20 protein-coding genes and 1 pseudogene are annotated in these 24741 nt (G+C 68.6%); 4 read left to right on the top strand and 17 right to left on the bottom strand.

The genetic code is table 11. The annotated features are described in order from the left end of the window. Positions 1 to 13: 13 nt before the first annotated feature. The 7 genes and pseudogenes from ACIA8E_RS24840 to ACIA8E_RS24870 form a co-directional block, all read right to left on the bottom strand. Positions 14 to 1192, bottom strand: coding sequence for a low temperature requirement protein A (locus tag ACIA8E_RS24840; RefSeq protein ID WP_399301518.1), 1179 nt, complete (start codon positions 1190 to 1192; stop codon positions 14 to 16). Positions 1193 to 1297: 105 nt separating this feature from the next. Next, positions 1298 to 2524: a PP2C family protein-serine/threonine phosphatase gene (locus ACIA8E_RS24845; protein ID WP_399301519.1), complete on the bottom strand. Its 1227-nt coding sequence runs from the start codon at positions 2522 to 2524 to the stop codon at positions 1298 to 1300. Between the two features lie 118 nt (positions 2525 to 2642). After that, entirely contained in the window at positions 2643 to 3902 is a 1260-nt protein-coding gene (locus ACIA8E_RS24850) for an arginine deiminase (RefSeq protein WP_399301520.1), read from the bottom strand. Positions 3903 to 3958: 56 nt separating this feature from the next. Continuing rightward, positions 3959 to 4108: pseudogene (locus ACIA8E_RS24855) on the bottom strand (arginine-ornithine antiporter); the annotation flags it as partial. A gap of 42 nt (positions 4109 to 4150) precedes the next feature. Next, entirely contained in the window at positions 4151 to 4462 is a 312-nt protein-coding gene (locus ACIA8E_RS24860; RefSeq protein WP_399301521.1) for a hypothetical protein, read from the bottom strand. A 299-nt stretch (positions 4463 to 4761) separates the two neighbouring features. Beyond that, entirely contained in the window at positions 4762 to 7506 is a 2745-nt protein-coding gene (locus ACIA8E_RS24865; protein ID WP_399301522.1) for a right-handed parallel beta-helix repeat-containing protein, read from the bottom strand. Positions 7507 to 7972: 466 nt separating this feature from the next. Further along, entirely contained in the window at positions 7973 to 10417 is a 2445-nt protein-coding gene (locus ACIA8E_RS24870; RefSeq protein WP_399301523.1) for a SpoIIE family protein phosphatase, read from the bottom strand. A 172-nt stretch (positions 10418 to 10589) separates the two neighbouring features. Between ACIA8E_RS24870 and ACIA8E_RS24875 the strand changes: the two genes are divergently transcribed. Continuing rightward, a complete protein-coding gene (locus ACIA8E_RS24875) occupies positions 10590 to 11987 on the top strand; it encodes an amidase (RefSeq protein WP_399301524.1) in 1398 nt (465 codons plus the stop codon). Between the two features lie 172 nt (positions 11988 to 12159). After that, a complete protein-coding gene (locus ACIA8E_RS24880) occupies positions 12160 to 13125 on the top strand; it encodes an aldo/keto reductase (protein WP_399301640.1) in 966 nt (321 codons plus the stop codon). Positions 13126 to 13195: 70 nt separating this feature from the next. Here ACIA8E_RS24880 and ACIA8E_RS24885 read toward each other — a convergent pair whose 3' ends face one another. From ACIA8E_RS24885 to ACIA8E_RS24905, 5 genes are all read right to left on the bottom strand, one after another. Continuing rightward, positions 13196 to 13705 (bottom strand): DUF664 domain-containing protein, encoded by a 510-nt coding sequence (locus ACIA8E_RS24885; RefSeq protein ID WP_399301525.1) that lies wholly within the window; start codon positions 13703 to 13705, stop codon positions 13196 to 13198. 121 nt (positions 13706 to 13826) lie between these two features. Next, positions 13827 to 14291, bottom strand: a complete 465-nt coding sequence (locus ACIA8E_RS24890) for a hypothetical protein (protein ID WP_399301526.1) — start codon at positions 14289 to 14291, stop codon at positions 13827 to 13829. A gap of 184 nt (positions 14292 to 14475) precedes the next feature. Beyond that, positions 14476 to 15519, bottom strand: a complete 1044-nt coding sequence (locus tag ACIA8E_RS24895) for an ABC transporter substrate-binding protein (protein ID WP_399301527.1) — start codon at positions 15517 to 15519, stop codon at positions 14476 to 14478. A gap of 90 nt (positions 15520 to 15609) precedes the next feature. Next, complete coding sequence (locus ACIA8E_RS24900; RefSeq protein ID WP_399301528.1) at positions 15610 to 16473, bottom strand: ABC transporter permease; 864 nt, start codon at positions 16471 to 16473, stop codon at positions 15610 to 15612. Then, positions 16463 to 17278: an ABC transporter ATP-binding protein gene (locus ACIA8E_RS24905; protein WP_030973163.1), complete on the bottom strand. Its 816-nt coding sequence runs from the start codon at positions 17276 to 17278 to the stop codon at positions 16463 to 16465. The genes ACIA8E_RS24900 and ACIA8E_RS24905 overlap by 11 nt, the downstream gene beginning before the upstream one ends. A 215-nt stretch (positions 17279 to 17493) precedes the next feature. Between ACIA8E_RS24905 and ACIA8E_RS24910 the strand changes: the two genes are divergently transcribed. Further along, positions 17494 to 19092 (top strand): ATP-binding protein, encoded by a 1599-nt coding sequence (locus tag ACIA8E_RS24910; RefSeq protein WP_399301529.1) that lies wholly within the window; start codon positions 17494 to 17496, stop codon positions 19090 to 19092. Then, positions 19089 to 19787 carry a response regulator gene (locus ACIA8E_RS24915; protein ID WP_399301530.1) on the top strand — a complete coding sequence of 233 codons (699 nt, stop codon included), beginning with the start codon at positions 19089 to 19091 and terminating at the stop codon, positions 19785 to 19787. Before ACIA8E_RS24910 ends, ACIA8E_RS24915 begins: the two co-directional genes overlap by 4 nt. A 77-nt stretch (positions 19788 to 19864) precedes the next feature. On the opposite strand, the gene ACIA8E_RS24920 is transcribed toward ACIA8E_RS24915, so the two are convergent. Genes ACIA8E_RS24920 through ACIA8E_RS24940 form a run of 5 tightly spaced genes read right to left on the bottom strand, consistent with a single transcriptional unit; the run spans position 19865 to position 24732 of the window. Beyond that, a complete protein-coding gene (locus tag ACIA8E_RS24920) occupies positions 19865 to 20629 on the bottom strand; it encodes an ABC transporter ATP-binding protein (protein WP_399301531.1) in 765 nt (254 codons plus the stop codon). Then, a complete protein-coding gene (locus tag ACIA8E_RS24925; RefSeq protein WP_399301532.1) occupies positions 20626 to 21426 on the bottom strand; it encodes an ATP-binding cassette domain-containing protein in 801 nt (266 codons plus the stop codon). Before ACIA8E_RS24925 ends, ACIA8E_RS24920 begins: the two co-directional genes overlap by 4 nt. Beyond that, the gene (locus ACIA8E_RS24930) at positions 21423 to 22250 is read right to left on the bottom strand and encodes an ABC transporter permease (protein WP_399301533.1); all 828 of its coding nucleotides are present in this window, start codon (positions 22248 to 22250) and stop codon (positions 21423 to 21425) included. The genes ACIA8E_RS24925 and ACIA8E_RS24930 overlap by 4 nt, the downstream gene beginning before the upstream one ends. Further along, a complete protein-coding gene (locus ACIA8E_RS24935) occupies positions 22247 to 23212 on the bottom strand; it encodes an ABC transporter permease (RefSeq protein WP_352267124.1) in 966 nt (321 codons plus the stop codon). Before ACIA8E_RS24935 ends, ACIA8E_RS24930 begins: the two co-directional genes overlap by 4 nt. Beyond that, positions 23212 to 24732: an ABC transporter substrate-binding protein gene (locus ACIA8E_RS24940; RefSeq protein WP_399301534.1), complete on the bottom strand. Its 1521-nt coding sequence runs from the start codon at positions 24730 to 24732 to the stop codon at positions 23212 to 23214. The genes ACIA8E_RS24935 and ACIA8E_RS24940 overlap by 1 nt, the downstream gene beginning before the upstream one ends. Positions 24733 to 24741 lie beyond the last annotated feature (9 nt).

Genomic DNA, 24741 nt, shown 5'->3' on the forward strand with positions numbered 1-24741 from the left:
CTGCCTGCCCGGGTCAGGCGTGGCTCCGCACACGCAGCCGGGCGCCTGTATCCGATACGCATGCGATCTGCCAGACCACCGCTGCGACCAGTCCCCAGACCAGCCCCACCGCACCGAAGTGGCCGGCGGATCCGGCGAGCGCGAGCGTCAGCAGCAGACAGGGCAGCGCCCAGGCGAGGGTCTGCCCCCATGGCGCATCGGCCACCGCCGCAGCCAGCACCCCGACAGCGAAGTACACGGCCAGGCCCGCGCACAGCAGCCAGCGTGCCTCGTCCGGTGCGGGGCCGTGCGGATGCGCGATGGCCAGCCCCAGCCCCGCGGCCAGGACAGCAATCGTGCAGGATGTCACACAGTGCAGCGTCAGGGTGACCCGCACCGGTAGGTCCTCCGGGCCGGGCTTCGGCACCCCGCCGGAGCCGTGCAGCAGTGACATGCTCCACAGCGCGACGAGCAGGACGAATGAACCGGTCGCGACGCCGGCCATGGGTACGTCCCAGACGGTGTCCGCAGCTGCCGTGGTGATCCGGACGACCCCCTCACCCAGCACGATGATGACGAATAGGCCCAGTCGCTCCACCATGTGCGGCACATCGGAGTAGGCCGCCTCGACGACCGGCAGCCGATCGGAGTGCCCTCGCTTCCTGACGACGCGCTGCACCCGGCCCTGTGCGTCTCGGAGCATGTGACTGCCCGAGGCGGTGAGCATGATCAGCAGGTCGAACGCGAGGCCGAGAGCCCACAGCCAGTACCGCACCGGCGCATCCACCCACAGCGAAACGATCCAGGGCAGCGTCCCGCCGCCCACCTGGGCGAGCGGCCAGTCCACCACGACCTGTCCGGGCCGCCAGAGCCGGCCGGACAGCCAGCGCAGGAAGGCGTACGCGATCGCGAACGCAATGGCGTGGTCGGTGCGGATACCGGGAACGGCCGCGACCATGACTGCCAGCCCGAACATCCCCAGCAGGAATCCGGGCGTCCAGGCGCGGCTTCCCTCGACGTTCCCGTAGACGGTGAAGCAGACCCACGCGATCCAGAAGGCCAGATAGAGAACTACGTACAGGCCGAGGTCGGCAACTGTCGGGCCGTCGTGCAACAGGTGCGAGAGCTGGAGGACACCCGCGACGACTACCAGGTCGAAGAAGAGCTCGATCCAGGAGGCGTGTCGCTGGGCGGGCGGCTGACGTGTACTCATGAGGGAATCATGGGCCAGGTGTTCCGCTCCTGGACGCAGGCAGCCACGCCTCGCGGGGCATGGTCCGGGCCAGGGCATGGCAGGACATCGGCCGGCGGGGACGGGTCAGAGCCGGACGATGACCAGGGCGGTGTCGTCGGTGGCGCCGCCGGGCGGAAGCAGTTCGAGCAGGACGGCGTCGGCAAGGGGTTCGGGGTCGGTGCCCTGGTGGTGGACGAGGGAGTCGGCGAGGCGGTCGAGGCCGACGTCGATGTCCTCGCGGCGGCGTTCGATCAGGCCGTCGGTGTACAGAACGAGGGTGTCCCCCGCGGCGAAGACAGTGGCGCCCTGGGGCCGGGGAACGGAGTCCGGACGGGCGCCGAGCGGAGGGTCGGTGGCCTGGTCGAGGAACTCCACAGTGCCGTCGGTGTGCAGCAGGGCGGGCGGGGGGTGCCCGGCGCTGCTGTAGGTGATGGTGTGAGTGTCCCAGTCGATGCGGGTCGTGACGACAGTGGTGTTCTCGGCGCCGTCGACCGAACGGGCGTACAGGTCGACGACTTCCAGGGCCTGGGCGGGGCCGTGGGCGACGCGGGACGCGGCGCTCAGCGCGCTGCGGAGCAGGCCCATGACGCCGGCGGCTCGAAGACCGTGGCCGACGACGTCGCCGACGGCGACGCCGACGCAGTCGCCGGGCAGATCGACCAGGTCGTACCAGTCGCCGCACACGTTCAGCGAGCCGGCTGCGGGCCGGTAACGCACGGCGGGGCGGTGGCGGCCGACCGGCCCGGGGACGGGCAGCATCGCCTGCTGCAGGGCGAGGGCCACCTCACGCTCCCGGGCGTGGGCCTGCCGCAGCCGTTCGTTGACCTCCTGCAGTTCCCGGGCCCGGGTGTAGAGCTCGGCCTCCAGCACGCGGGTGCGGCCGGTGTCGGGGCCGCCGCGGGCCTTGATGAGCTCGGTCACCTCCTCCACCCGGTGCACCAGCAGGACCACCCGCCCGTCGGGCCCGAACACCGGGGCGTTGACCGGGCTCCAAAAGCGTTCCTCCCACTCGCCGGGCCGCTGCGGGGACTGGACGTCATAACGTTGCAGCGCCATGGCGTCCCGCTCGCCGGTGGCCAGCACCCGCTTGAGCGACGCCTCCAGATTCCGCATGCCGGTCGCGGCGGGGTTGTTCGGATTGTCGGGGAACACATCGAACAGGTATCGGCCGACCACCTGTTCACGCATGCGCCCGGACATGCGGAGGAATTCCTCGTTCGCATCCGCGTACACCAGTTCCGGGGTCAACAGCGCCACCATGCCGGGCAGCCCCTGGAACACCGCCGCGTAGTCGATCCCGTCATCCGTCATGGCCCACCTGCCTCAGTGTCCGCCGTCACCGTGTTGATTCCACGCTCCGGCCCGTGCCGCACGGGCCGGAGAGCATGACCGCCTGCGCGAGGCATCGCCCGCAGCGGGCTGGCCGGCGTCAGAAGTCGACGGCTTCGCGGATGAGCGGGCAGGTCATGCAGTGGCCGCCGCCACGCCCACGGCCGAGCTCGGCGCCGACGATGGTGATGACTTCGACCCCGGCCTTGCGCAGGAGGGTGTTGGTCTGTGTGTTGCGGTCGTAGGTGAAGACGACGCCGGGCTCCAGGGCGACGGCATTGTTTCCACTGTCCCACTGCTGCCGCTCGGAGGCGTACACATCGCCGCCGGTCTCGATCACCCGCAGGCCGGGCAGGCCCAGCGCCTTGGCCACGACATCGACGAACGCTGCCGATCCCTCGTCGGTGACGTCGACACCAGGAGCCTTGTCGCCGGGGCGCAGGGAGAAGGTGTGAACCGCTTCCATGATCGTCGGGTAGACCGTCGCGATGTCCCGGTCGGCGAACGTGAAGACGGTGTCCAAGTGCATCGCCGCGCGCAGCCTCGGCATTCCCGCGACGATGACGTGCTCGGCGGCGCCGTTCCTGAAGAGTGAGGCCGCGACCTGGGTGATGGCCTGGCGGGAGGTGCGTTCGCTCATGCCCATGAGCACGACGCCGTTGCCGACGGGCATGATGTCGCCGCCCTCGAACGTGGCCTGGCCCCAGTCCAGTTCCGGGTCTCCCCACCACACGGTGGAGCCCATGAAATCCGGGTGGAAAGTGTAGATGGCCTTCATCAGGAGGGTTTCGCCGTGCCGGGCCGGCCAGTAGAGCGGGTTCATGGTGACGCCGCCGTAGAGCCAGCAGGTGGTGTCACGGGTGTAGAGCGTGTTCGGCAGAGGTGGCATGAGGTACTCGCGCGCGCCCGTCGAATCGCGGGCCAGGGTGACATACCCGGAGCGGAACTCGTCCGGCAGGTCCGTGGTGGCGAGACCGCCGATCAGGTATGCGGCGAGCCGGCGCGGATCGAGTGATTCCAGGAAGGCCCGTGTGTCGTCGATGAGCCCGATGCCCACCTCGTTCGCGGTGATCTTCCGGTCCAGAAGCCACGTCCGGGCCTCGGGAATGGCCATGGTCCGGGCGAGCAGATCGTGCAGTTCGACGACCTCGACACCGCCTTGCGTCAGCTTGTCGACGAAGTCGGCGTGGTCGCGCTGGGCGTTCTCCACCCACATGACATCGTCGAAGAGCAGGTCGTCGGAGTTGGTCGGGGTGAGCCGGCGGTGTGCCAGGCCCGGCGCGCAGACCAGTACCTTGCGCAGCCTGCCGACTTCGGAATGGACGCCGAGTGCCGGCGCGGACGTGGGTGTGTCGGTCACGGTGTGTGCCTTTCCGTATGGGGTGAGGGAGACGGGACGGCTGAGGCAGGTCAGAGCTCCTCGGCAAACCGCCGTGGCAGGGAGAACACCCCGGCGCCCACCATCGAGCCGACGACCATCGTCGTCAGCGTGAACAGCGTCAGCTTGACCGCAGGCCGCCCTTCCGCCGCCGCGGACGGAGTGGTGCCGGTATCGGAGTCGGTCATCAATTCCCTCGTCGACGCGCCCTGTGACGGACGAATTGGCTGTCAGTGGGCCACGGGACCGGCTGTGACCAGTTGCGTCATCTCGATCTCGAATCGGCTGATTCCGTGGAGCACGCTCAGGGCGGGGCTCGCGTGGTCGAGGACGGCGTACGGCGGGTACGACAACGCGCCCTGGCCGGCCCGCTGCACGGCGGACCGGCTGTGACCGTTCTTCTTCGCGACGAGCGCGGCTGTCATCGCGCACATGACCGGGGGCACCTGGATCGGGATCGGCCCGTCCGGAGCGTCGAGACCGACCAGCGCGAGCGTGCCGGCCACCGGGACGGCCGGCACGACAGGAATGACGGCCGCCACGAGAAGAACGGGGACGACCGCGTCAGCCGACGAGGGCACCCGGACGCGCGCTCGCGCTCCGCCTGGTCATCGTCCGCCACATCAGCTCCGGTTCACACAGGGGCGCCCGCCGACCGCAACACCGCACTTCCACCCAGGCGGAAATCTAGTACCGTTCAATAACTTTGTCGCGCTATGCGCCATTTAGAACTTTATGCGGTTCTTGCTGCGTCCTGCGCCACAGGGCTTACCGGCGCCCCGTGCACACAGGACGCCCTCCCTTCACGGCGCAGGGACCGGCAGCCTCGCAGCCGTTCTTCTCAGTCAGCCACCTTGAAACCGTCGAGCGTGGTGTACTGCCCGCTGCGCTTCACGATCTGCACGGTGTGCTCACCCGTGGTCAGCCCTTCGATGCCGAAGATCTCGGCCTGTACCTGGCGCGTGGCGGCGGTGGTGTCCACCAACCCCTGCGACGCGCCGTCGACGAAGACCTCGACGTTGCCCTGGTCGGAGAACTTCTCGCCGAGGACGGCGACCCCGGTGCCGTGGAAGGTCAGCGAGGCGGACGCTCCGTCGGCGGTCGTGTAGTGGACGTCGTCCGCGAGGTCGCCGGCGCCGCGGTTCACCGAGAGGCTCCAGTTCCCGGCAAAGACGGCGCCGGAGGTGTTGTTCAGCGTCTCGGTGCCGGACGGTTTGGCGAAGGTGACCTCGGCGGCCGCCTGGTTGCGCCAGACCGCGAGCTCGACCGCGCCGCCAGCCGCCAGCTTGTTGTAAGGCGCCCAGTAGCTGGTCCGGTCGGTGACCTTCCGGCCGTTGATCTCCCGGATGACGTCATTGACGCGCAGACCGCTCCGGTAGGCGTACGAATCCTCCGGCACGGTCTTGAGCACGAGGCCGTCGTAGTCGGTGAGGCCCACCGACGACTTGATCTCGTCCGAGTAGATCTGGGTCGCGGTGGCGCCGAGGAGCGGCTCGGCGAGGGACTTGTACGGATCGGCCGGTGCGGCCCGCCACTGCAGCGGCGGAGGGGTGGGTGCGCCCGCCTTGCCGAACCCGCCCATCGAGATGTTCTCGAAGCCGAGCCCGAGTGCGGGGGAACCGGCCGCGACCGTGTAGTCGAGCTTCTTCGGGTCCGTGAACGGGTTGCTGCCGGTGAACTGCGGATCCGCGGTCACCGAGCCCGCGTCCAGGCCCTGCGCCCGCCAGGCGTCGTTGATGTCGGCGACACCCTTGCCGTTGTTCCAGAAGACGTTCTTGTCGATGACCGGCCTGGACTTCGCCATGTCGACACCGATCAGGTCGTACGGATCGTCCGTGGCGAAGATGTTTTTCTCGATCACGTCGCCGTTGTCCGCGTACCAGACGTGGAAGTGTGCCCCGCCGTTGACGAAGATGTTGTTGCGCACCGTCCGGTGGAAGCCCTCGCGCAGTTTCACCCCACCGTTGAGCAGCAGATTGTTCTCGATGAGGTAGTTCGACGATCCGTCGTCGAGGTCGACGTCCCAGTGCGAGGAGTGCCAGATCCGGTTGTGCCGGATGACAGTGGTCTCCATCGCGTCGAGCTTCGCGTACGACTTCTTGGTGGCGTCGCCGGCATCCAGCGGCCAGAAGCGGTCCCGGCCCCAGGCGTTGATGGGGCCGTGGTCGGAGGTCTCCTTCACACAGTTGAAGATGTCGTTGTTCTCGATGACGTGCCCGCCCCAGGTGCCGTCGTTGATGTCGATGCACGCGCGTGGACCGTCGTGGATGGTGTTTCCCGAGACGGTGATCCGGCGGCTCATCGACATCTGCACGCCCGAGGTCTGCTTCTCGAACTGTCCGTTGTCGTGCATCCAGTTGTCGCGGACGACGATGTCGCGCGGGTAGTTCTCGGACTTCGGGCCCGGTGTGATGTCCGTGATGGTCGTACGGAAGGCATCCCAGGTGGACGGCTCCCGTACCGCGTCGGGGTTGCCGATGATCGCGACGTCCGAGGCACCGGAGTGGCTGAACTCATTGCCCGCGACGGCGTTCCTGCTGTTGTAGCCGTCGAGAAAGACGGCGTTGCCGCCCACCTGGTCGAAGCGTGAGTCGCGTACATCGACGTGCTCGGTGTTCTTGAGGTACACCGCACCGGTCCGCGCGATGGCCCAGTCGCCGAGCTGCAGTTTCTCGTACGGGTGGTTGAAGAGGGTGCGATGGGTCTGCGTGAAGGTGAACCCGGAGAAGGTGAGATGGCGTACCGGTCTGTCCGGCCCTTCGCCGACGACCCGGATCAGTTCGTCGCGCTCGGCGGTCTCGATCCGCGCGGTGGGCAGGTCGACGCCCTCGGGGGCGTAGAAGTAAAGCTTGCCCGCGGGCTTGTCGTAGAACCACTCGCCCGGCGCGTCCAGCTCCTCGAAGATGTTCTCGACCATGCGGTACGTGGTGTGCATGCCGCTGCCGCGGTTGTTGTCGCCGACCCATGCGAGCTGAGCCGAGCCGTCCTCACGGACGCCGGTGATCCTGTACGAGTTCCCGCCCCACATGCCGTTGTGCAGGGCACGGACCAGCCCTGTGGTGGGGTTCTTCCACGTCGCGATCCGGGCCGGGGATATGGCGTCCGCCGCCGTGCCGCCCAGGATCGCCTGGTCGGGGTCGAAGTTGGGGTACCGGGCCAGGATCTGGCGCCGGCCGTCGAGGAAGAGCTCGTCGAAGTCGAGTCCCGCGCCGATGTCCGCGACCTTGACCTTCTCGGTGTGGTCGTGCCAACGGGGTGTGAGGGTCCGGCCGCCGCTGAGGACGACCTTCTCACCGGGCGCCGCGGTGTAACTGACCGGAGCGTGCGCACTGCCGGAGTCGCGGGCGTCGAACGTGAGCGTGCGCTGCAGGTGATACGTCCCGCCGTGCACGACCACCCGGACCGCCACGCGCTTCGTACGGGCCAGGGCACGGGCCGCCTTCTGGGCCCGCTCGATCGTGCGGAACGGCCGAGCGGACGTGCCGGCGGCCCGGTCGCTGCCGGCCACGGAAACATGCAGGCTCACGCTCGCGACGCCTTCGGCGTGCGCGGCGGCCGTCGGCAGCAGCGTGATACCCGCGCTCACGGCCGCCGACGTCACAACGGCCCACAATCGGCGGAACGGGCGTGATGGTTCCGATCTCCGGCTCACTGGGGCTCCTTGACGTTTCGTCGGACACCTGCCGCATCATTCATCCAATGTATGCGCGGACTTCTAGGCGCTCTTCCGGGCTGTTGAGCCGAAAACGTAGAGAGTCATCGGATGACCGTCAAGGGATTCAACGGGATCGTCCGACGAACACGGTGGCCTGCTCGCACGCCGCGCGCCAAAACGAGCGCCTCCCGAGTGGTCGCGGGAGCCGCCCACCCGTGGATCGCCGAGGTCGCATACGAAACGGGTTTCCACGTCGAGATCCACGTCGAGATCCACGACGACACCTGCGTACCGACGGCCATCGATCGGGCCGTGTCCTGCTTCGCCAGGAGCATCCGATGCGTCACCGGCTGCCGGGCCGCACCCGGTCCCCGTCCGGGACGCGAACACGGGCTGTTCAGGCCGGCTCCCCGGCGTCGTGGACAAGCTTCTGCTCGGTCCAGATGGTTTTGCCCTGCTGCGTGCAACGCGTTCCCCAGCGGTCGGCGCACTGGGCGACGAGGAACAGCCCCCGCCCGCCCTCGTCGGTGGTACGGGCATGTCGAAGCCGTGGCGCGGTGCTGCTGCCGTCGAAGACCTCGCAGGTCAGGACAAGGTCGTGGATCAGGCGCAGTCGGATGGGGGCCTTGGCGTGCCGCATGGCGTTGGTGACCAGCTCGCTGGCGATGAGCTCGGTCGCGAACGCCTTCTCGTCCAGGTCCCATGTTGTGAGCTGGCGGGTGACGAGCGACCGGGCCGTGGAGACGATGGCCGGGTCCGCCGGCAGGTCCCACGATGCGACCCGGCCGGGGTCCAGTGCGTGTGTACGGGCGACGAGGAGGGCGGCGTCCTCGCCGGCCTGCTCCGGAACCAGCGCCTCGGTGAGCATGCAGGCCGTCTCCTGCATCGAGCCGGACGGTCGGGCGAGCAGGTCCGCGAGTCGGGCCTCTTCCGGGTCGCCGCCGCGCGCCTGGAGGAGCCCGCTGGTGTGGAGCGCGAGCACCGAGCCCTCCGGCAGCATCACGTCGGTCTTTGCGAACGGCGGCCCAGGGAGGCCGAGTGGGGCGGCGGACGGAACGTCCAGCCTCATCGCTGTCCCGTCCGGGTGGACGACAGCGGGGCCGGGATGGCCCGCACCGGCCGCGCTGCAGTGCAGGGAGATGGGGTCGTAGACCAGATAGAGGAAGGTGCACCAGGCACCCGAGCCGGCATGTGGCGCTTCGGAGCCTGATTCGTAGGGCGGTTCGTCGCCGTCGCGCCGGGGACCGGAGTCGTCGGCGAGACGCCGTACCAGGTCATCGAGGCGGGCGAGCATCTCGTCGGGCTCCAGGTCCAGATCGGAGAGCGTGTGCACGGCCGCGCGGAGCCGTCCCATGCCGGCGGCGGTCTCCATGCCACGCCCGGGCACGCTGCCTGCCACGAGCGCCACCCGGGCCCCCGACAGCGGCACGACATCGACCCAGTCACCGCCGGCCCCGCCGTGCACGTACTCGTAGGCCACCTCCACCCCGTTGTTCCGGGGAGGTCCCGTCGGAAGCAGACTGCGTTGCAGTGCCATCAGGGAGTCGTGCTCGCGCAGGTAGCGGCGGGCGTTGTCCAGACAGAGAGCGGTGCGGCGCCCGAGCTCGGTGGCCACTGTGAGATCGTCCTGCTGGAACGGGCCCTGCTCCCCCCAGCGGTAGAAGGTGGCGATCCCCAGGGCGCGGTCCTGGGCGACCAGCGGTACGAACATGAGTGAGTGGATCTTCTCTTCCAGCATCCGACGGCCGCGAACGGGATCGCTCAGCACCCAGTCGCTGTCGGGGGTGAGCGGGCTGATCAGGCGCGGTTGCAGGTCGGTGAGAGCCTGGGATGACGGTGACGTCGGCGGGAAGGTGCTGGACTCGCCGACCGGGTAGGCGCCCGGCAGCGTGTCGGGCCGCCGGGACCGCGACGCAGCCCGACGCAGCACGGCGCCGGGCTGCACCGGGCCGGAAGAGATCTCCCCGCCCATGAGCACCGGCTCGAGAACCTCCACGCCGATGCTGTCGGCCAGTCTGGGCACTGCCACTTCGGCCAACTCCTGGGCTGTGCGCATCACATCGAGTCCGGTTCCGATGCGTGAGCCGCCCTCGGCGAGCAGAGCGAGCCGCTCCTGTGCGAGGTGGCGTTCGGTGACGTCGACCGCGGCGTCAGCCACGCCCAGGACACGACCGTCGTCGTCCTCGAGGCGGAACGCGGAGACCGAGTAGAAGTGCGTGTGCTCCGGATCCCCCGGCGGCTTGCCGTGTTTCTCGAAACCCATCACCGGTTCACCCGTGTCCAGCACCCGGCTCAGCACCCGTTCCACCAGCTCCGGGCTGAAGTCGGGCCATGCCTCGGTCGGTCGTTTGCCGAGCGCTCCCCCAGCGGGGGCGCCGTGCATGCCTTCCGCAGCGCTGCTGAACCGCACCAGCCGCAACTGCGGGTCGAGAACGAAGAGCCCCACCGGGGACCGGGTGAACAGCGCATCGAGCAGCGCCCTGTCCAGATCCGACCCGGGCGGCTCTGTCGGGACAAGTGTCACCGTCCACCGCGCGTCGGCACCGCTTCCTGCCCCCGTCGATTCCACGGGGCGGATGGTCAGCCTGCAGGGCACCGGCCGGCCGTTGCGATGACGCACCACGCTCATGGCGCCGTCTGCGTCCGCCGATTCCGCGGCCGTGGCCAGGAACTCGGTCGCTGGGCGGCCCAGCACCCACTCGGCCGGGTAGCCGAGCAGCTGCTCGGCTTCCCGGCTCCATCCGGTGATGACGCCTCGCACTCCGACTTCGGCCCGGGCCCAGTTCCGTATCGTGTGCTCGTCGAGCCGGTCCGTGCGGTTTTCGACGTCCGGTGCACCCATGTCCACCAGCCTCGTCCTGCGTCTGCGTCCCCGTGCTCCCAGTCTCCTCCACGGCAACCCGCTCACAACTTGTTCCATGTCCTCCCCACACCGTGCGGCAAGAGATTACCGTTCGGTAACACGGGTGCAGAGGGATTGGCGGTGCGGGCAGCGCGAGGTTGACTCATCAACCATGACTGACTGGACCTGCCGCACCGCCGTCGACATCGCTGCCGCCGTTCGTGAAGGACGGGCCGACGCGGCCGACGTCACCCGCCAGCATCTGGACCGCATCGCCCGGCTCGATCCGGTCCTGTCCGCTTTCCGGCACGTGCGCGCGGAGCAGGCGCAGGCAGAGGCCGAGGCGGTGGACCGGCGGGCCGACCGTGCCTCCCTGCCGCTTGCCGGGGTCCCGGTTGCGATCAAGGACAACATCGCGGTCGCGGGCGAGCAGGCCCGCAGCGGATCCGCTGCCACTGCGCCGGACCGTAGCTCCGCCGACCACGTGATCGTCGAGCGACTGCGGTCGGCGGGCGCCGTGGTGATCGGTCTGACCAACGTGCCGGAACTCTGCCTGGTCCCGATGGCGGACAGCGTCTACGGCATCGCCCGCAACCCCTGGAACGAGCAGCGCACGCCTGGCGGCTCCTCGGGCGGCAGCGCGGCCGCAGTGGCCGCCGGCCTCGTCCCACTGGCGCACGGCAACGACGGGTTCGGCTCGATCCGTATCCCCTGCGCCTGCTGCGGAACCATCGGAATCAAGCCCGGGCGCGGCGTCGTGCCGCACGCGCCGGACGACCCGACCTGGTTCGACCTGGTCGAGAACGGCCCGATCGCGACCACGGTGCAGGACGCCGCGCTCGGACTGGCCGTGATGGCCGGTGAACCGGACTACGCGCAACTCGGCGAACCGGGGCCGCTGCGTATCGGCGTGTCGGTCCGGTCGATTTCGCCGGGCTTCGCGATCGCCGCCGAATACCGCCGTGCCGCGCTGGAAGCCGGGAGGCTGCTGGAAGGACTCGGGCACACGGTGACGCGGCACACCCGACGCTACCCGGCATGGCTGGGACCTGCGTCGCTGAGCTCCTGGTACGCCTCGGCGCACCAGAGCGCCGAAGGACTCGACCGCACCGAACTCGACCGGAGCACCCGGCGGTTGGCCGCGATCGGCAGGACACTGGCGGCCGTGCACCTGAAGGGGGACCACGCGCGGGACCGCTGGCGCACCGAAGCGGCAGAACGCTTCTTCGGACAGATCGATGTCCTGCTGCTGCCCGCGCTCAGCCGGCCGGCAGCGCAGGCGAAGCGCTGGGGCGAACACGGCGCGCTGCGCACCTCGGCGGTCAGCACCCGTACGGCCTCACTCTTCGGCTCCTGGAACATCGCGGGCTGGCCGGCGCTCGCCGTCCCCGTGGGGGTGGACGCCGACACGATGCCCGTCGCGGTGCAGCTCGTCGCCAGGCCCGGCGGCGAGAAGCGCCTGCTGGAACTCGCCGCGCAGATCGAAGCCGCCAAACCCTGGCCACGGCACGCGCCGCGCTATGCCGTGGACGCCACGGGCAGCACCGGGACAGGGATCCGGCAGCAGTGAACGGCTTCCGCCACGGCCACTTCGCCACACCTGCACCATCGACCCACGTACGGGCAACTTCGGCCTCGGCGAAACCCAACTGACCCCGGCGCCCGAGTCGCTTATTGTCAACGTGATTCCTGGCAGAAGCCTCGGCTCGGTCAGGACGAGGACCATGACGTGGAGGATGATTGTGCGCTACCGCGAGCTGGGACGCAGTGGACTGTCCGTGTCCGAGATCGGATACGGCGCGTGGGGCATCGGTGAGTCCAGCTGGGTGGGTGCCACGGAGGACGAATCCGTACGCGCCCTGCACCGTGCCATCGACCTCGGCGTGAACTTCATCGATACCGCGCGCGGCTACGGCGAGAGCGAGCGAATCGTCGGCCGGGTCGTCCGCGAGCGGGCCGACGACGAGGTGCTCGTCGCGACCAAAGTGCCGCCGAAGAACGGCACGTGGCCGGCGCCCGACGGCCTGGACCCGGCCGAGACGTTCCCGGGCGAGCACATCCGCAAGAGCCTGGAGACCAGTCTGCGCACCAGCGGCCAGGACCATTTCGACGTACTGCAGTTCCACGTCTGGAGCGACGACTGGGTCGGCCGTGGCGACTGGCTGGAGACGATCGCGGAGCTGAAGCAGGAGGGCAAGATCCGCCTGTTCGGCGTCTCCATCAACGACCACCAGCCCGACAGCGCACTCGCACTCGTGCGCAGCGGCGCCGTGGACACCGTGCAGGTCATCTACAACCTCTTCGATCAGGCGCCCGCCGACGCGCTGCTGCCGGCCTGTGAGGAGCACGGCGTCGGTGTCATCGTGCGGGTGGCGCTGGACGAGGGCGGCCTCACCGGCCGGATCACCGCCGGTACGACGTTTCCCGAGGGCGACTGGCGCAACCGCTACTTCCGCGACGACCGCCCGGCACAGGTCGAGCAGCGGGTGGCCGCGATCGTCGCCGACCTCGGCATCGCCCCCGATGAGATCGCCGAGCATGCGTTGCGGTTCGTACTGAGTTCGCCCGCGGTTTCCACCGTCATCCCTGGAATGCGCTCCGTACGCAACGTAGAGCGCAACACGGCACTGAGCGACGGACGTCCGCTCACCGCCGACCAGCTCGCCGTGCTGGCCAAGCACCGGTGGGAGCGCAACTTCTACTCGTGATCGGTGGCACCATCGCCGCGGCCGGCGGCACGCGGATTCACCCCCGCGCACCGCCCGGCCGTGAACGGTTCTACCGGCGTTCCAGCGAACCCCGGACGAATGCTGCCTGGCCGACATGCTGCAGGTCGTCCGCGATGACGCTGATCAGGCGCGCGCCGAGGGTGACCGGCGGCGACCAGGTCTCATCCACAATGCGCTCCAGGGACCTGGGATGGAGCCCACGAATGAACTCGGCGCTCTGCTCGTGGACGGCGTCGTAATAACCGAGCAGCAGTTCGGGCGAGCCCACCTGGACGGCCGCGACCTGTTTACTGCTCTGCCCGTATCCGGTGGCTCCCTTGTCGAAGGGCAGGTCGAAACGGGAGGCCCAGTCCTGGGAGAACCAGACCTGCTGCACACCGGCCGCATCCGAGACATGGTCGTCCTGAATCCGGGTGAGGTGCCACACCAGCCAGGCGATCGAGTTCGCGCCGTCGTCGAGCCGGACGTGCAGGTCGTCGGCGGACAGGCCCTCGACCGCCGAGTGCACCGCTTCCTGGATCCGTGTGAACGCGTCCGTCAAAAGGTCTGCGCTGTTCATATGAACACCATCGCCGCTCCCGCGCCCGGACCCTGCCATCGACACGCGCCGCACACCCCGCCACACGCCACGTGCATGCGGGCTTCGGACACTGCCCGCCGGCCCGGCACGGGTCGTCCCGTCAGTGACGTCCGCACCGATGCCACGGACACCGGTGCGCGCTTGCGCGTCCGCCTGGTGAATGCGCGCCCAGGAATCCGATTCCCATGCCCAGCATCCAGAAATCCTTGGCCAGCGGGATGCCGTTCTGGGTAGGTCGCAGACTGCCGGGCTCCCGCATTCCGGGGACCCTCAGATACAGGCCGACCAGCCCCGCGGAGAACCCGGTGAGCGCCACTCCGGCCAGCCGGGTCGGTGCGAAGGGGGCGAGCAGCGTCCCGCCGACGGCGATCTCCGACCAGGCGAGCAGCCGGGTGAAGCGCTGTGCGTCCAACTTCTTCAAGAACGGATAGGCGATGCAGGCCATGCCGTGCACGCCCGCGGCCGTCTCCTCGTCCGCTTTCAATTTGCTCAGTCCCGAGTTCAGGATGAACACACCGGTGGCGAGGCGCGGGGCCACGTCGCGTGCTTCGACTTTCACTTCCATGGGAGCCTCCGTCGATCAGGTACTCGGGCCCCTCGTCGACCTTAGCCAGAACGTGGCCGAGGCGCTTGACGGAGAGATCGGCCTCTCCGTCAAGCGCCTCGTCGGCCTTCGCCGGGGCGCCGGTCCGTATCGCGTCCGCCTCGTACGGCGTGTTCCGCCGTTCGGGGGATCGGACTGCCTGAGGTCAGCCCGCGTTCTTGACGAATTCTGTGGTGAAGGTCTTGTCGAGGTCGACCTTGGCGTTCTTCAGGTTCGGGTTGAAGGCCTTCAGGACCCGCTCGACGGTGGCGGGTCCGTCCGCGGGCATGACGCCGTCCGTGGTGAACATGGGCAGCGTGCTCTTGATGGCCTGCGCGTAGAGGGCCTTGCCGCCGCCCTGCGCGTAGTCGGCGGGCATCTTGGCCGCGATCTCGTCCGCACTGTGTGTGGACATCCACTTCAGCGTCCTGACGAAGGCGTTGGCCAGCTTCTGGACGGTTTCCTTGTGACTGTTGACCCATTCGGTCTGCATGTACAGGCTGGAGGACGGGTACAGCCCGCCGAGCGCCTGCTTGGAGCCTTCGGGGGTGCGCATGTCGATGAGAATCTTGCCGAGCTTCTTGTCCAGGATGGTGGCGACGGTCGGGTCGGTGGTCATGCCGCCCTGGATGGAGCCCTGCTGGAGGGCGGAGATGAAGGTCTGACCCGCTCCCACCGCGACGGGTGTGAACTGGCTGGTCTGCACATCGCTGTTGACGGCCAGGTACTTCGTCAGGAAGTCGGTCGAGGAGCCGAGGCCCGTCACACCGAGCTTCTTGCCCTTGAAGTCCTTCGGTGACTTGATGTCGCCGGCCGCCTGATTGGAGACGATCTCGACCTCACCCGGAGCCTGTGAGAACTGGACGACCGACTCGACCTGCTTGCCCTTCACCTGGAGGTCGAGGGTGTGGTCGTAGAAGCCGACCGTTCCCTGCACATCACCGGAGACCAGGGCCGTCTCGGCCTGGACGCCCGCCGGCTCGGTCAGGAGCTGGACCGACACCCCTTCGTCCTTGAAGTAGCCCAGCCGCTCGGTGAGCATGGCGGGCAGGTAGATGACCTTGTCGAGGCCCCCCACCATGATCTTGACCTTGACGTTCTTGCCGTCGGAGGCACCGCTGGACCGGGAGTTGGAGCCACAGGCGGTCAGGGTGGTCAGGGCGAGTGCGCCGGCGACGGCGACGGCCGAGACCCGGGTGAGTGTACGCATCTGGTTCACGTCCTCGTGAAGAAACAATCGGATGTTCGAATGGCGGGCGACGCCGCGTGCGGAGTGGGCGCCGCCGTACGGAGCAGATGTTCAGCGCGCGGAGTCGGCGTCAGCCGGCTTCCAGCGGAAGAGCCGTTTCTCGAGGAAGGTCAACAGGCCTTCGGCCAGCAGTGCGACGACCGCGAGGATCACCATCGCGGCGTAGACGCCGGCGGCGTTGAAGGTGCCCTGGGAAGCAGCTACCAGCAGTCCGAGCCCCTTGGTGGCACCGATGTACTCACCGACGATGGCGCCGATGAGCGCGAAGCCGAAGCTCACGTGCAGGCTGGTGAAGATCCATGACGTGGCCGAGGGGATGACCACCTGGAAGGTGACCTGACGGTTACTGGCACCCAGGATGCGGGAATTGGCGACGAGATTGCGGTCCACCTCCCTGGCGCCCTGGAACGCGTTGAAGAAGACGGGGAAGAACACGAGGACGACCGCTGAGGCCACCTTCGAGGCGGGGCCGAGGCCGAACCAGATCAGGAAGATCGGGGCGAGCACGATGCGCGGCAGGGCGTTGAGCACCTTGATGTACGGGCCGAGGACATCGGCGGCGAAGCGGATCCGGCCCAGCGCGATACCGAGCAGCACACCGGCGATCACACCGATGACCCAGCCGAGCAGTGCTTCGTAGAGTGTGTACCAGATCTGCTCCCACAGGGAGCCCTGCGCGGTGCCGTCGACGACCCAGGTGCGGATCTGGTCCCAGATCTTCGAGGGCATGGAGAAGTTGAACGGATCGATGACCGCGGTCCGGGCCAGCCACTCCCACAGCCCGATGACGGCGAAGAGCAGCGCGATCCGGCTTGCGAGCACCAGGAACCTGCGGTTGCGGGTGGCTCGCGCTCTGGCCTGCGTCCGCTCGGTCTTGGTGACGGCGGCGCTCGCGGTGATGGAATCAGGCGACATCGAGTGCACCCCTCTCGCGGGTGATGCGGACCTCTTCGCCGAGCGAGGACCAGATCTCCCGGTAGATCTCCAGGAACCTGGGCTCCAGACGCACCTGTTCGACCTTGCGCGGGCGGGGCAGATCGATCTCGAAGACCTCCTTGACCGTGGCCGGTCCCGCGGTCATGACCACGACCTTGTCGGCCAGCGCGATGGACTCCTCCAGGTCATGGGTGACGAAGACGACGGAGGCGCCGGTCCCGGCCCACAACTCCAGGAGTTCGTCGGACATCAGGGCCCGGGTCTGCACATCCAGTGCGGAGAAGGGTTCGTCCATGAGCAGGATCTCGGGATCGTTGACGAACGTGGCCGCGAGTGCGACACGCTTGCGCTGGCCGCCGGACAACTGGTGGGGATAGCGGTCCTCGAAGGAGGACAGGCCGACCCGGGCGAGCCACTCCCGGGCGCGTTCCTTCGCCTCGGGCTTCGGCACGCCCCGGAAGCGGGGGCCCGCCATCACGTTGGACAGGACGGTGCGCCAGGGGAAGACCGCATCCTGCTGGAAGACGAAGCCGACCTTGTCGCCGATGCCGCGCACCGGCTCACCGGCGACCAGCACCTCCCCTTCGGTGGGCTCCTCCAGGCCGCTGACCAGCGTCAGCGTTGTCGATTTGCCGCATCCGGTAGGTCCCACCACGGCAACGAACTCACCGCGCCCGATCGTGAGGTCCAGATCTCGTACGGCGGTGTGGAGCGCCCCCGACGGAGTCCGGAACGCTTTGCTCGCCCCCCGCAGCTCGATGGCGGGGCTCGTTTCGCTGTTCATGGGGCGGGACGCTAAGTGCGGCTCGGGCACGACGGCACCCTTGCGCTCACAACTCCTGCTTCTGCCCATAACCTGCGGTTCTGCTCGTTCTGCTCACGCCGGAGGAACGAAAGTGCTACGAGGGCTGGTCAGCGACGGCAGCGACGTTTACGTTGCGTTTACACAGCAAACGGATCAGCAGATCCCCAGGTGGGCGGAAGGCAGAGGACGAGCACATGCGGATTCACTGGCCCCGCCGTGTCTTCGCCCAGGTCCTGCTCACACAGGTGGCCATCACGACCGGGGTGGTCATGCTCGTCACCGGGCTCTTCCTCGCCCCGCTCAGCCACCAGCTCGACGACCAGGCGATGCGTCAGGCTCTGTCCATCGCCCAGACGACCGCCGCCGAACCCGGTCTGGTGCACAACCTGACAAACACCGAGCCCAGCCCCGGCGGCCCGGTCCAGGCCGAGGCCGAGCGGATCCGGCGGGCGACCGGTGCGCTCTACATCGTGGTCATGGACACCCGCGGGGTCCGCTGGTCGCACACCGACACCCCTCAGATCGGCAAACACGTCTCCACCGATCCCAGCACGGCCCTGGCCGGCCGGGAGATCATGCAGATCGACAACGGCACCCTGGGCCGCTCGGCACGCGCAAAGGTCCCTCTCCGCGACGCGCACGGGACGATCGTCGGCGCCGTCTCGGTTGGCATCGCCTACGACAGCGTCCGCGAGCGGCTGCTCGGTACCATTCCGGGACTTCTGCTCTACGCGGGGGCTGCGCTCGCCGCGGGTGTCCTCGCCGCCCTGGCCGTCTCGCGACGTCTGCAGCGCAGCACCCATGGCCTTGCCTTCGCCGACATCTCCGCGCTGCTGGACGAGCGCGAGGCCATGCTGCACAGCATCCGCGAAGCAGTTCTCGCCCTCGACGCCCGGGGGCGGATCCGGCTGCTGAACGACGAGGCGCAGCGTCTGCTGGAGCTGACGCCGGACGCCGTCGGCCGTGCTCTGAGCGAGGTGCTGCCGCCGGGCCGTGCGGCAGAGGTGCTGACAGGGCAGGTCGACGGCGTGGACCTGCTCACCGTCTGCAGGGGACGTGTGCTGATCGCCAACCGCATGCCGACCGGTGACGGCGGAGCTGTGGTCACCCTGCGCGATCGCACCGAACTGGAGCTGCTCGGCCGCGAACTGGACTCCACGCACGGCCTTCTCGACGCGCTCCGCGCCCAGGACCACGAGCACGCCAACCGGCTCCACACCCTGCTGGGACTCTTGGAACTCGGGAGGCATGAAGCGGCGGTGGAGTTCGTGGCAGAGGTCGCCAACGGTCGCCGGGCCTCGGCGGAGCAGGTCGCGGAACGCGTCAATGACCCTCTGCTGTCCGCGCTGTTGGTGGGCAAATCGGCCATCGCGGCGGAGCGGGGCGCGTCCTTGCACATCTCCCCGCACACCATGCTCCCCGACGTCGTGGTGGACCCGCGCGATCTGGTGACCGTCCTGGGCAACCTCATCGACAACGCACTGGACGTCGCTTCTCTCATCGAAGTCGAGCTCCGCGCGGAGGGCACCGCGACGGTCCTGCGGGTCAGCGACAACGGTCCGGGCGTGGCTCCCGATCTGCGCGAACAGATTTTCACCGAGGGCTGGTCCACCAAGGAGTCCCCCGCGCATCGGGGCCGTGGGCTCGGCCTGGCGCTGGTACGCCGTCTCGCGGAGCGTTACGGCGGGGTGGCCCGCGTCGGTGCGAGGGCCGGTGGTGGCGCGGTCTTCACCGTCGTACTGCCGGAGACGCTCGCCGTCCGGCAGCTGACCGAAGTGGGAGGGGTGCAATGATCGACGTCCTCGTGGTGGACGACGACTTCCGGGTGGCGGAGATCAACGCGGCGTACGTGGCCAAGGTGTCCGGCTTCCGCGTGGTCGCTCGCGCACACACCGCCGCACAGGCACTGTCCGTCCTGGAACGCGAGCATGTCGACCTCGTACTTCTCGATCACTATCTTCCGGACGAGACGGGACTGACGCTGGTACGGCGGCTGCGGCAGCTCGGCCACACGGCTGACGTGATCATGGTGACGGCCGCTCGCGATGTCACGACCGTGCAGACCGCCATGCGCTACGGCGCCCTGCAGTATCTCGTGAAGCCGTTCAGTTTCGGCGGTCTGCGGTCCAAGCTGGAGAGCTACGCGGCTTTGCGCCGCACTCTCGAAGGCGTGGGCAGCGGCCGGGGCGAGGCCGGCCAGGAGCAGGTCGACCAGATCTTCGGGGCGCTCCGCACCCCGGAGGCCGTTCCCGCAGCCGGTCTGCCCAAGGGGCACTCCGCGCCGACCGCCGAGGTCATCCGCCACGTCCTGTCGGCGGCGGGCGAACCGCTGTCCGCACACGAGGTCGCTGTCCGGGCCGGGTTGAGCCGCTCCACCGCCCAGCGTTACCTCAAGTATCTGGAGAGCGCGGGCCGTATCAGCCTCAGTCTCAAATACGGCGACACCGGCCGGCCCGAGCACCGCTACGCGTGGGCCAGGGCGAGCTGAGTCCTGTGCGGCGCCGGAGGCATCCGGCACGGCACGGACCAGGTCGGGACAGAGAGGCCGCGTGATCGGCCCACCGGTCACGCGGGCAGCCGCGGCACACTTTCGACGAGGCGACGTGTGTACCGGTGCGCGGGAGCGCCCAGCACCTGTCCGGTCTCGCCCTGTTCGACGATGTGGCCGCGCTCCAGGACGGCGGTGCGTTCGCACAGCGAGGCCACTACCGACAGGTCGTGGGAGACCATGACGAGAGTCAGACCCTGCTTCTGCTTCAACTCGTTGAGCAGGTCGACGACTTTGACCCGGGTCGTGACGTCGAGTGCGCTGACGGGTTCGTCGGCGAGCAGCACCCGCGGGTCGCACACGGTCGCACGGGCAATCGCGATGCGCTGGCGCTGACCGCCGGAGAACTCGTGCGGATAGCGCTCGGCGGCGTCAGCCGGGAGACCGACCCGCTCCAGGGCGTCGGCCACCTTGGGCCCGGCCGTGCTCCGGCTGTCGATACCGAGGGAACGCAGTGGTTCGGACACGATGCTGCTGACGCGCCTACGCGGGTCCAGCGACGAGTACGGGTCCTGGAAGACACACTGCACGCTGCGCCTGAAACGCCGCATCTGCTCGCGGTCGCGCGGCTTCAGCTCGTCGCCGTCGAACCGGATGGTCCCGGAGGTTGCCCGGGCCAGCCCGAGCAGCAGCCGCAGCAGAGTCGTCTTGCCCGCGCCGGATTCGCCGACGAGGGCGAGGCTGTGCCCGGCCTCGACGGCGAAGGAGACGTCCTCGACGACGGGCGCGGTGTGTCCTCGGTAGGCGAAGGAGGCCGCGTTCAGCTCCAGTACGGGCGTCATCGTGCGCTCCTCAGGTCAAGAGCCGATTCCAGCTGCCGCGCGCTTGCCACCAGCGCCTTGGTGTACTCCTCGCGCGGGGCCCGCACGATCTCGCGGACGTCGCCCTGCTCCACGGCGCGACCGTCCTTCATCACCAGGACGCGATCGGTGACCTTCGAGACGACCGCGAGGTCGTGACTGACGAAGAGGACGGCCATGTCCCGTTCCCGTACGAGGGTGTCGAGCAGGTTGAGCATGTCGGACTGCACGGTGACGTCGAGGGCGGTGGTCGGCTCGTCCGCGATGAGCAGCTTCGGGTCGCAGGCCAGGGCCATGGCAAGTGCGACGCGCTGCCGCTGGCCGCCGGAGATCTCGTGCGGAAAGGAACGGGCGATGCGGTCGGGCTCGGGCAGCCGCACTTGCTCCAGGGCTTCCACGACGGCACGCTTCAGCCCGGTGCCCCTCAGCCCTCGCCTTCTGCCCAGCGGTTCGGCGATCTGCCTGCCGACGCGCATCAGGGGGTCGAGTGCGGTGAGCGGCTCCTGGAAGACGATGGCGGCGTCCCGGCCGCGCACACCCGTGAGCTGCTTCTCGCTCGCGCCCACGATCTGGGTGCCGGCGAGTTCGGCGCTGCCGGTGGCCGTCATGCCGTCGGGCAGCAGGCCGAGCGCGGCGAGAGTGGTCAGCGATTTCCCGGAGCCCGACTCTCCGATGAGGCCGAGTCGTTCGCCGGGGGCGATGGTCAGCGAGAGGCCGTCGACGAGGACGCGCCCGTCGGCCGTACGGATCGCGAGGTCGCGTACGTCGAGGATGTTCATGCGCTCCTCCGTCGGGCCGCCGGGTCCAGGGTGTCGCGCAGTCCGTCGGCGACGAGGTTCACACCGATGACGAGCAGGACGAGCAGGATGCCGGGGGCCAGCGCACCGGCCGGGGCCGTGGTGAAGGTGGCCTGGGCCTCCTGGAGCATGCGGCCCCACGAGGCGTTGGGCGGCGGCGCCCCCAGGCCCAGGTAGGACAGGCCGGCCTCGGCCAGCACCGCGAGTCCGAACTGAAGGGCCAGGTTCACCACAAGCGTCGGCCAGATGTTGGGCAGCACATGCCCGGCCACGATCCGCGGCCACGACGTGCCGGACGTGCGCGCGGCTGTGATGTAGTCCTGTGCCAGGACCCGCTTGACCAGGACCCGCACAAGCCGCCCCACGACCGCGCTCTGCGCGAGGCCGATCGCCAGCACCGCGGATCCCAGTGTGGCCGAGTGCGCGGCGACGATGAGCATCGCAAGCAGCAGCGTCGGGAAGGCGATCAGGATGTCGAGGAACGCGGAGAGCGTGTCGTCGAGCCAGCCTTGGGCGAACGCGGCCAGCACGCCCAGCGTGACCCCGACGGCGGCCGCGATGAGGACCGCACCCAGGCCCGCTTCGAAGGCGACCCGGGAACCGGTCATCAGCTGGGTGAACAGATCACGGCCGAGCTTGTCGGTGCCCAGCAGATGGCCCGCACCGGGGCCGGTCAGCCGCCCGCCGGACGTGTCGTCGGCGGCGTACGGGGCCCAGAAGAGCGAGACCAGCGCAAGCAGCGCGATCAGACCGGCCAGCACGCATCCGAAGGTCAGCGTGTACGAGCGCTTCGTCGACTGCTTCATCGGACGCCTCCGGAGAGCCTGCCGCGGAGCCGAGGATCGATGATCCGCTGTACGAAGTCGGCGGCGAAGCCGATGACCAGCACCGCGAGCGTGGAGACGAACAGCACGCCCTGGATCACCGGGTAGTCGTGCTGTGCGATGCCGGTCGCGAGCAGCGAGCCGAGGCCGGGAAGCGCGTACACGGACTCCACGACGACCGCGCCCAGCAGTGTGGACGCCAGCTCGATGCCGAGGATCGAGATCACCGGCACCGAGGCGTTGCGCAGCCCGTGCCGCCACATGGCCCGCCCGAACGACGAGCCCAGGGCTCGCGCGGTGCGCAGATAGTCGCTGTCCAGTACGTCGAGCGTGGCCGACCTGACGTAGCGGATCAGTGATGCGCTCATCACGAGCGCGATGGTGATGACGGGCAGGGCGAGCGAGCGAACCGCCTCGGCCGGCTGCGACCAGCCGTCCGGTGGGAATCCGCCTGCGGGGAGCCAGCCGGCATTCAGCGCGAAGACGGCTATCAGGATCATCCCGAGCCAGAACACGGGCACGGCGATGCCCAGCTGGGAGACTCCGCTGAGCAGCGCGCCGTACCAGGTCCTGCGTCGGTGCGCGGCGACGAAACCGACCGGGACGGCGATGAGGACGGCCAGGACGAACGCCGTGAGCGTGAGCGGGATCGTGACGTTCAGCCGCGAGGCGACCTCGGGCGCGACCGGCAGCGAGCTGACGAACGACGTACCGAGGTCACCGCCGGCCAGCTGCCCGATCCAGTGGACGAACTGCTCGGGCAGCGGCTTGTCGGAGCCGATGGAGTGGCGCGCCGCCGCGATCTGCTCGGGGCTGGCGCCAACCGAGGTGAGCGCGTTGGCGGGGTCGCCCGGCAGCATCCGCAGCAGCACGAACAGGACGACGCTCGCGAGCGCCAGTGACACCAGCAGGAAGGCGAGGCGGCGCAGGAGATACCGGGCCATCAGCCCTTCTCGATGTCGTACGCGAAGAACTGCGAGTTGAGGCCGTTGACCGGGTATCCGGACAGCTTGCTGCTCGCCACGACGATCTGCGGGTACAGGTACAGCCAGTCGCTGGCCGCGTCCTCCGCGGTCCGGCGGTTGACCTTCTTCAGCAGTTCGGTCTGCTCAGCCGTGCCGGACGCCTGCTCGGCCTCTTCGACCCACTTGGTGACCTGCTTGTTGTCGTAGCCCCAGTAGAAGTCGGGGTTTCCGTACCAGACCAGGTCGCGGTCGTTGACGTGTTCCTGGAGCGTGGCGGTGAAGTCGTGGTTCTTGTAGACCTTCGTGTACCACTCGTCCGGCGTGATCGTGTTGATCTTGACGGTGATGCCGACCTTGGCGAGCTGCGACTTGATGAAGGTCGCCGCCGTCGGGTGCGGGTCGTAGTTGGGGGTGTCGAGGGTGAAGGTGAAGCCGTTCTTGTATCCGGCATCGGCGAGCAGCTTCTTGGCTCGCGCGGTGTCGTAGGCGTTGACCTCGGTGAGGTCCTCGTACCACGGGTCGGTGGGCGGCACCATGGAGCCGATGAGCTTGCCGTAGCCACCCCAGACCGACTCCAGCAGCTTCTTGTCGTCGATGGCGGAGGAGACGGCCTGGCGGACCTTGACGTCCGTGAAGGGCTTGGCCTTGTCGTTGAAGGCGAGGAGCAGCTTGGTCGTCGAGTTGCCGTCGTTGACCTTGTAGTTCTGGTTGCTCTTGAACTGGTCGAGCGCGTCGGGCGACTGCTCGCTCGTGACGACGTCCACGGCGTTGGTCAGGAGCGCGTTGTTGAGTGCGGTCGCGTCCTTGTAGTAGTGGAAGACGACCTGCTTGTTCCTGGCCGCGTCACCCCAGTAGCCGGCGAACCGGTCGAGGCCGAGAGCGGAGCCACGGGTCCACTTGTTCAGCTCGTACGGGCCGGTGCCGTCCTCACTCGTCTTGAGGCTCTTCGCGTCGGAGTTGATGATCCATACGTAGGAGAGGTTGTAGACGAAGGAGATCGACTTCTTCGAGAGCTGGACCTTCACCGTGCGCGCGTCCGGTGTCCCGAGGGACTTGATGACCTCGAGATTGCTCTTGCGCGCGGACTGCGAGTCCTTGGCCATCACCTTCTCCAGGCTGTACTTGACGTCCTGGCTGGTGAGCATCTTGCCGCTGTGGAACTTCACGCCGTCGCGCAGGGTGAAGGTGTACGTGAGTCCGTCGCCGCTGACCTTGTAGTCCTGGGCGAGCAGATTCTCGACCTTGCCGTCGTCGGTGAGCTTGAACAGCCCCTCGTACACATTCCCGTTGAGCGCCTCGGTGACGCCCTGGCCGCCACCCGCGGTGTTGTCGAGATTCTGCGGCTCGTAGAGCGAACCGATGTTGACCGTGGCGTTCTTGTCGTACGCCCCTCCTCCGGCGCCGCCGCCCCCGTTGGAGCCCCCGCCGCAGGCGGTGAGGGTCAGGGCGAGGGCAGCGGCGGTGGCGCCGCCGTACAGGGAGGTCTTCTTGATGCTCATGAGGAGTAC

The organism is Streptomyces sp. NPDC051664, assembly GCF_044453545.1.
Taxonomy (GTDB): domain Bacteria; phylum Actinomycetota; class Actinomycetes; order Streptomycetales; family Streptomycetaceae; genus Streptomyces.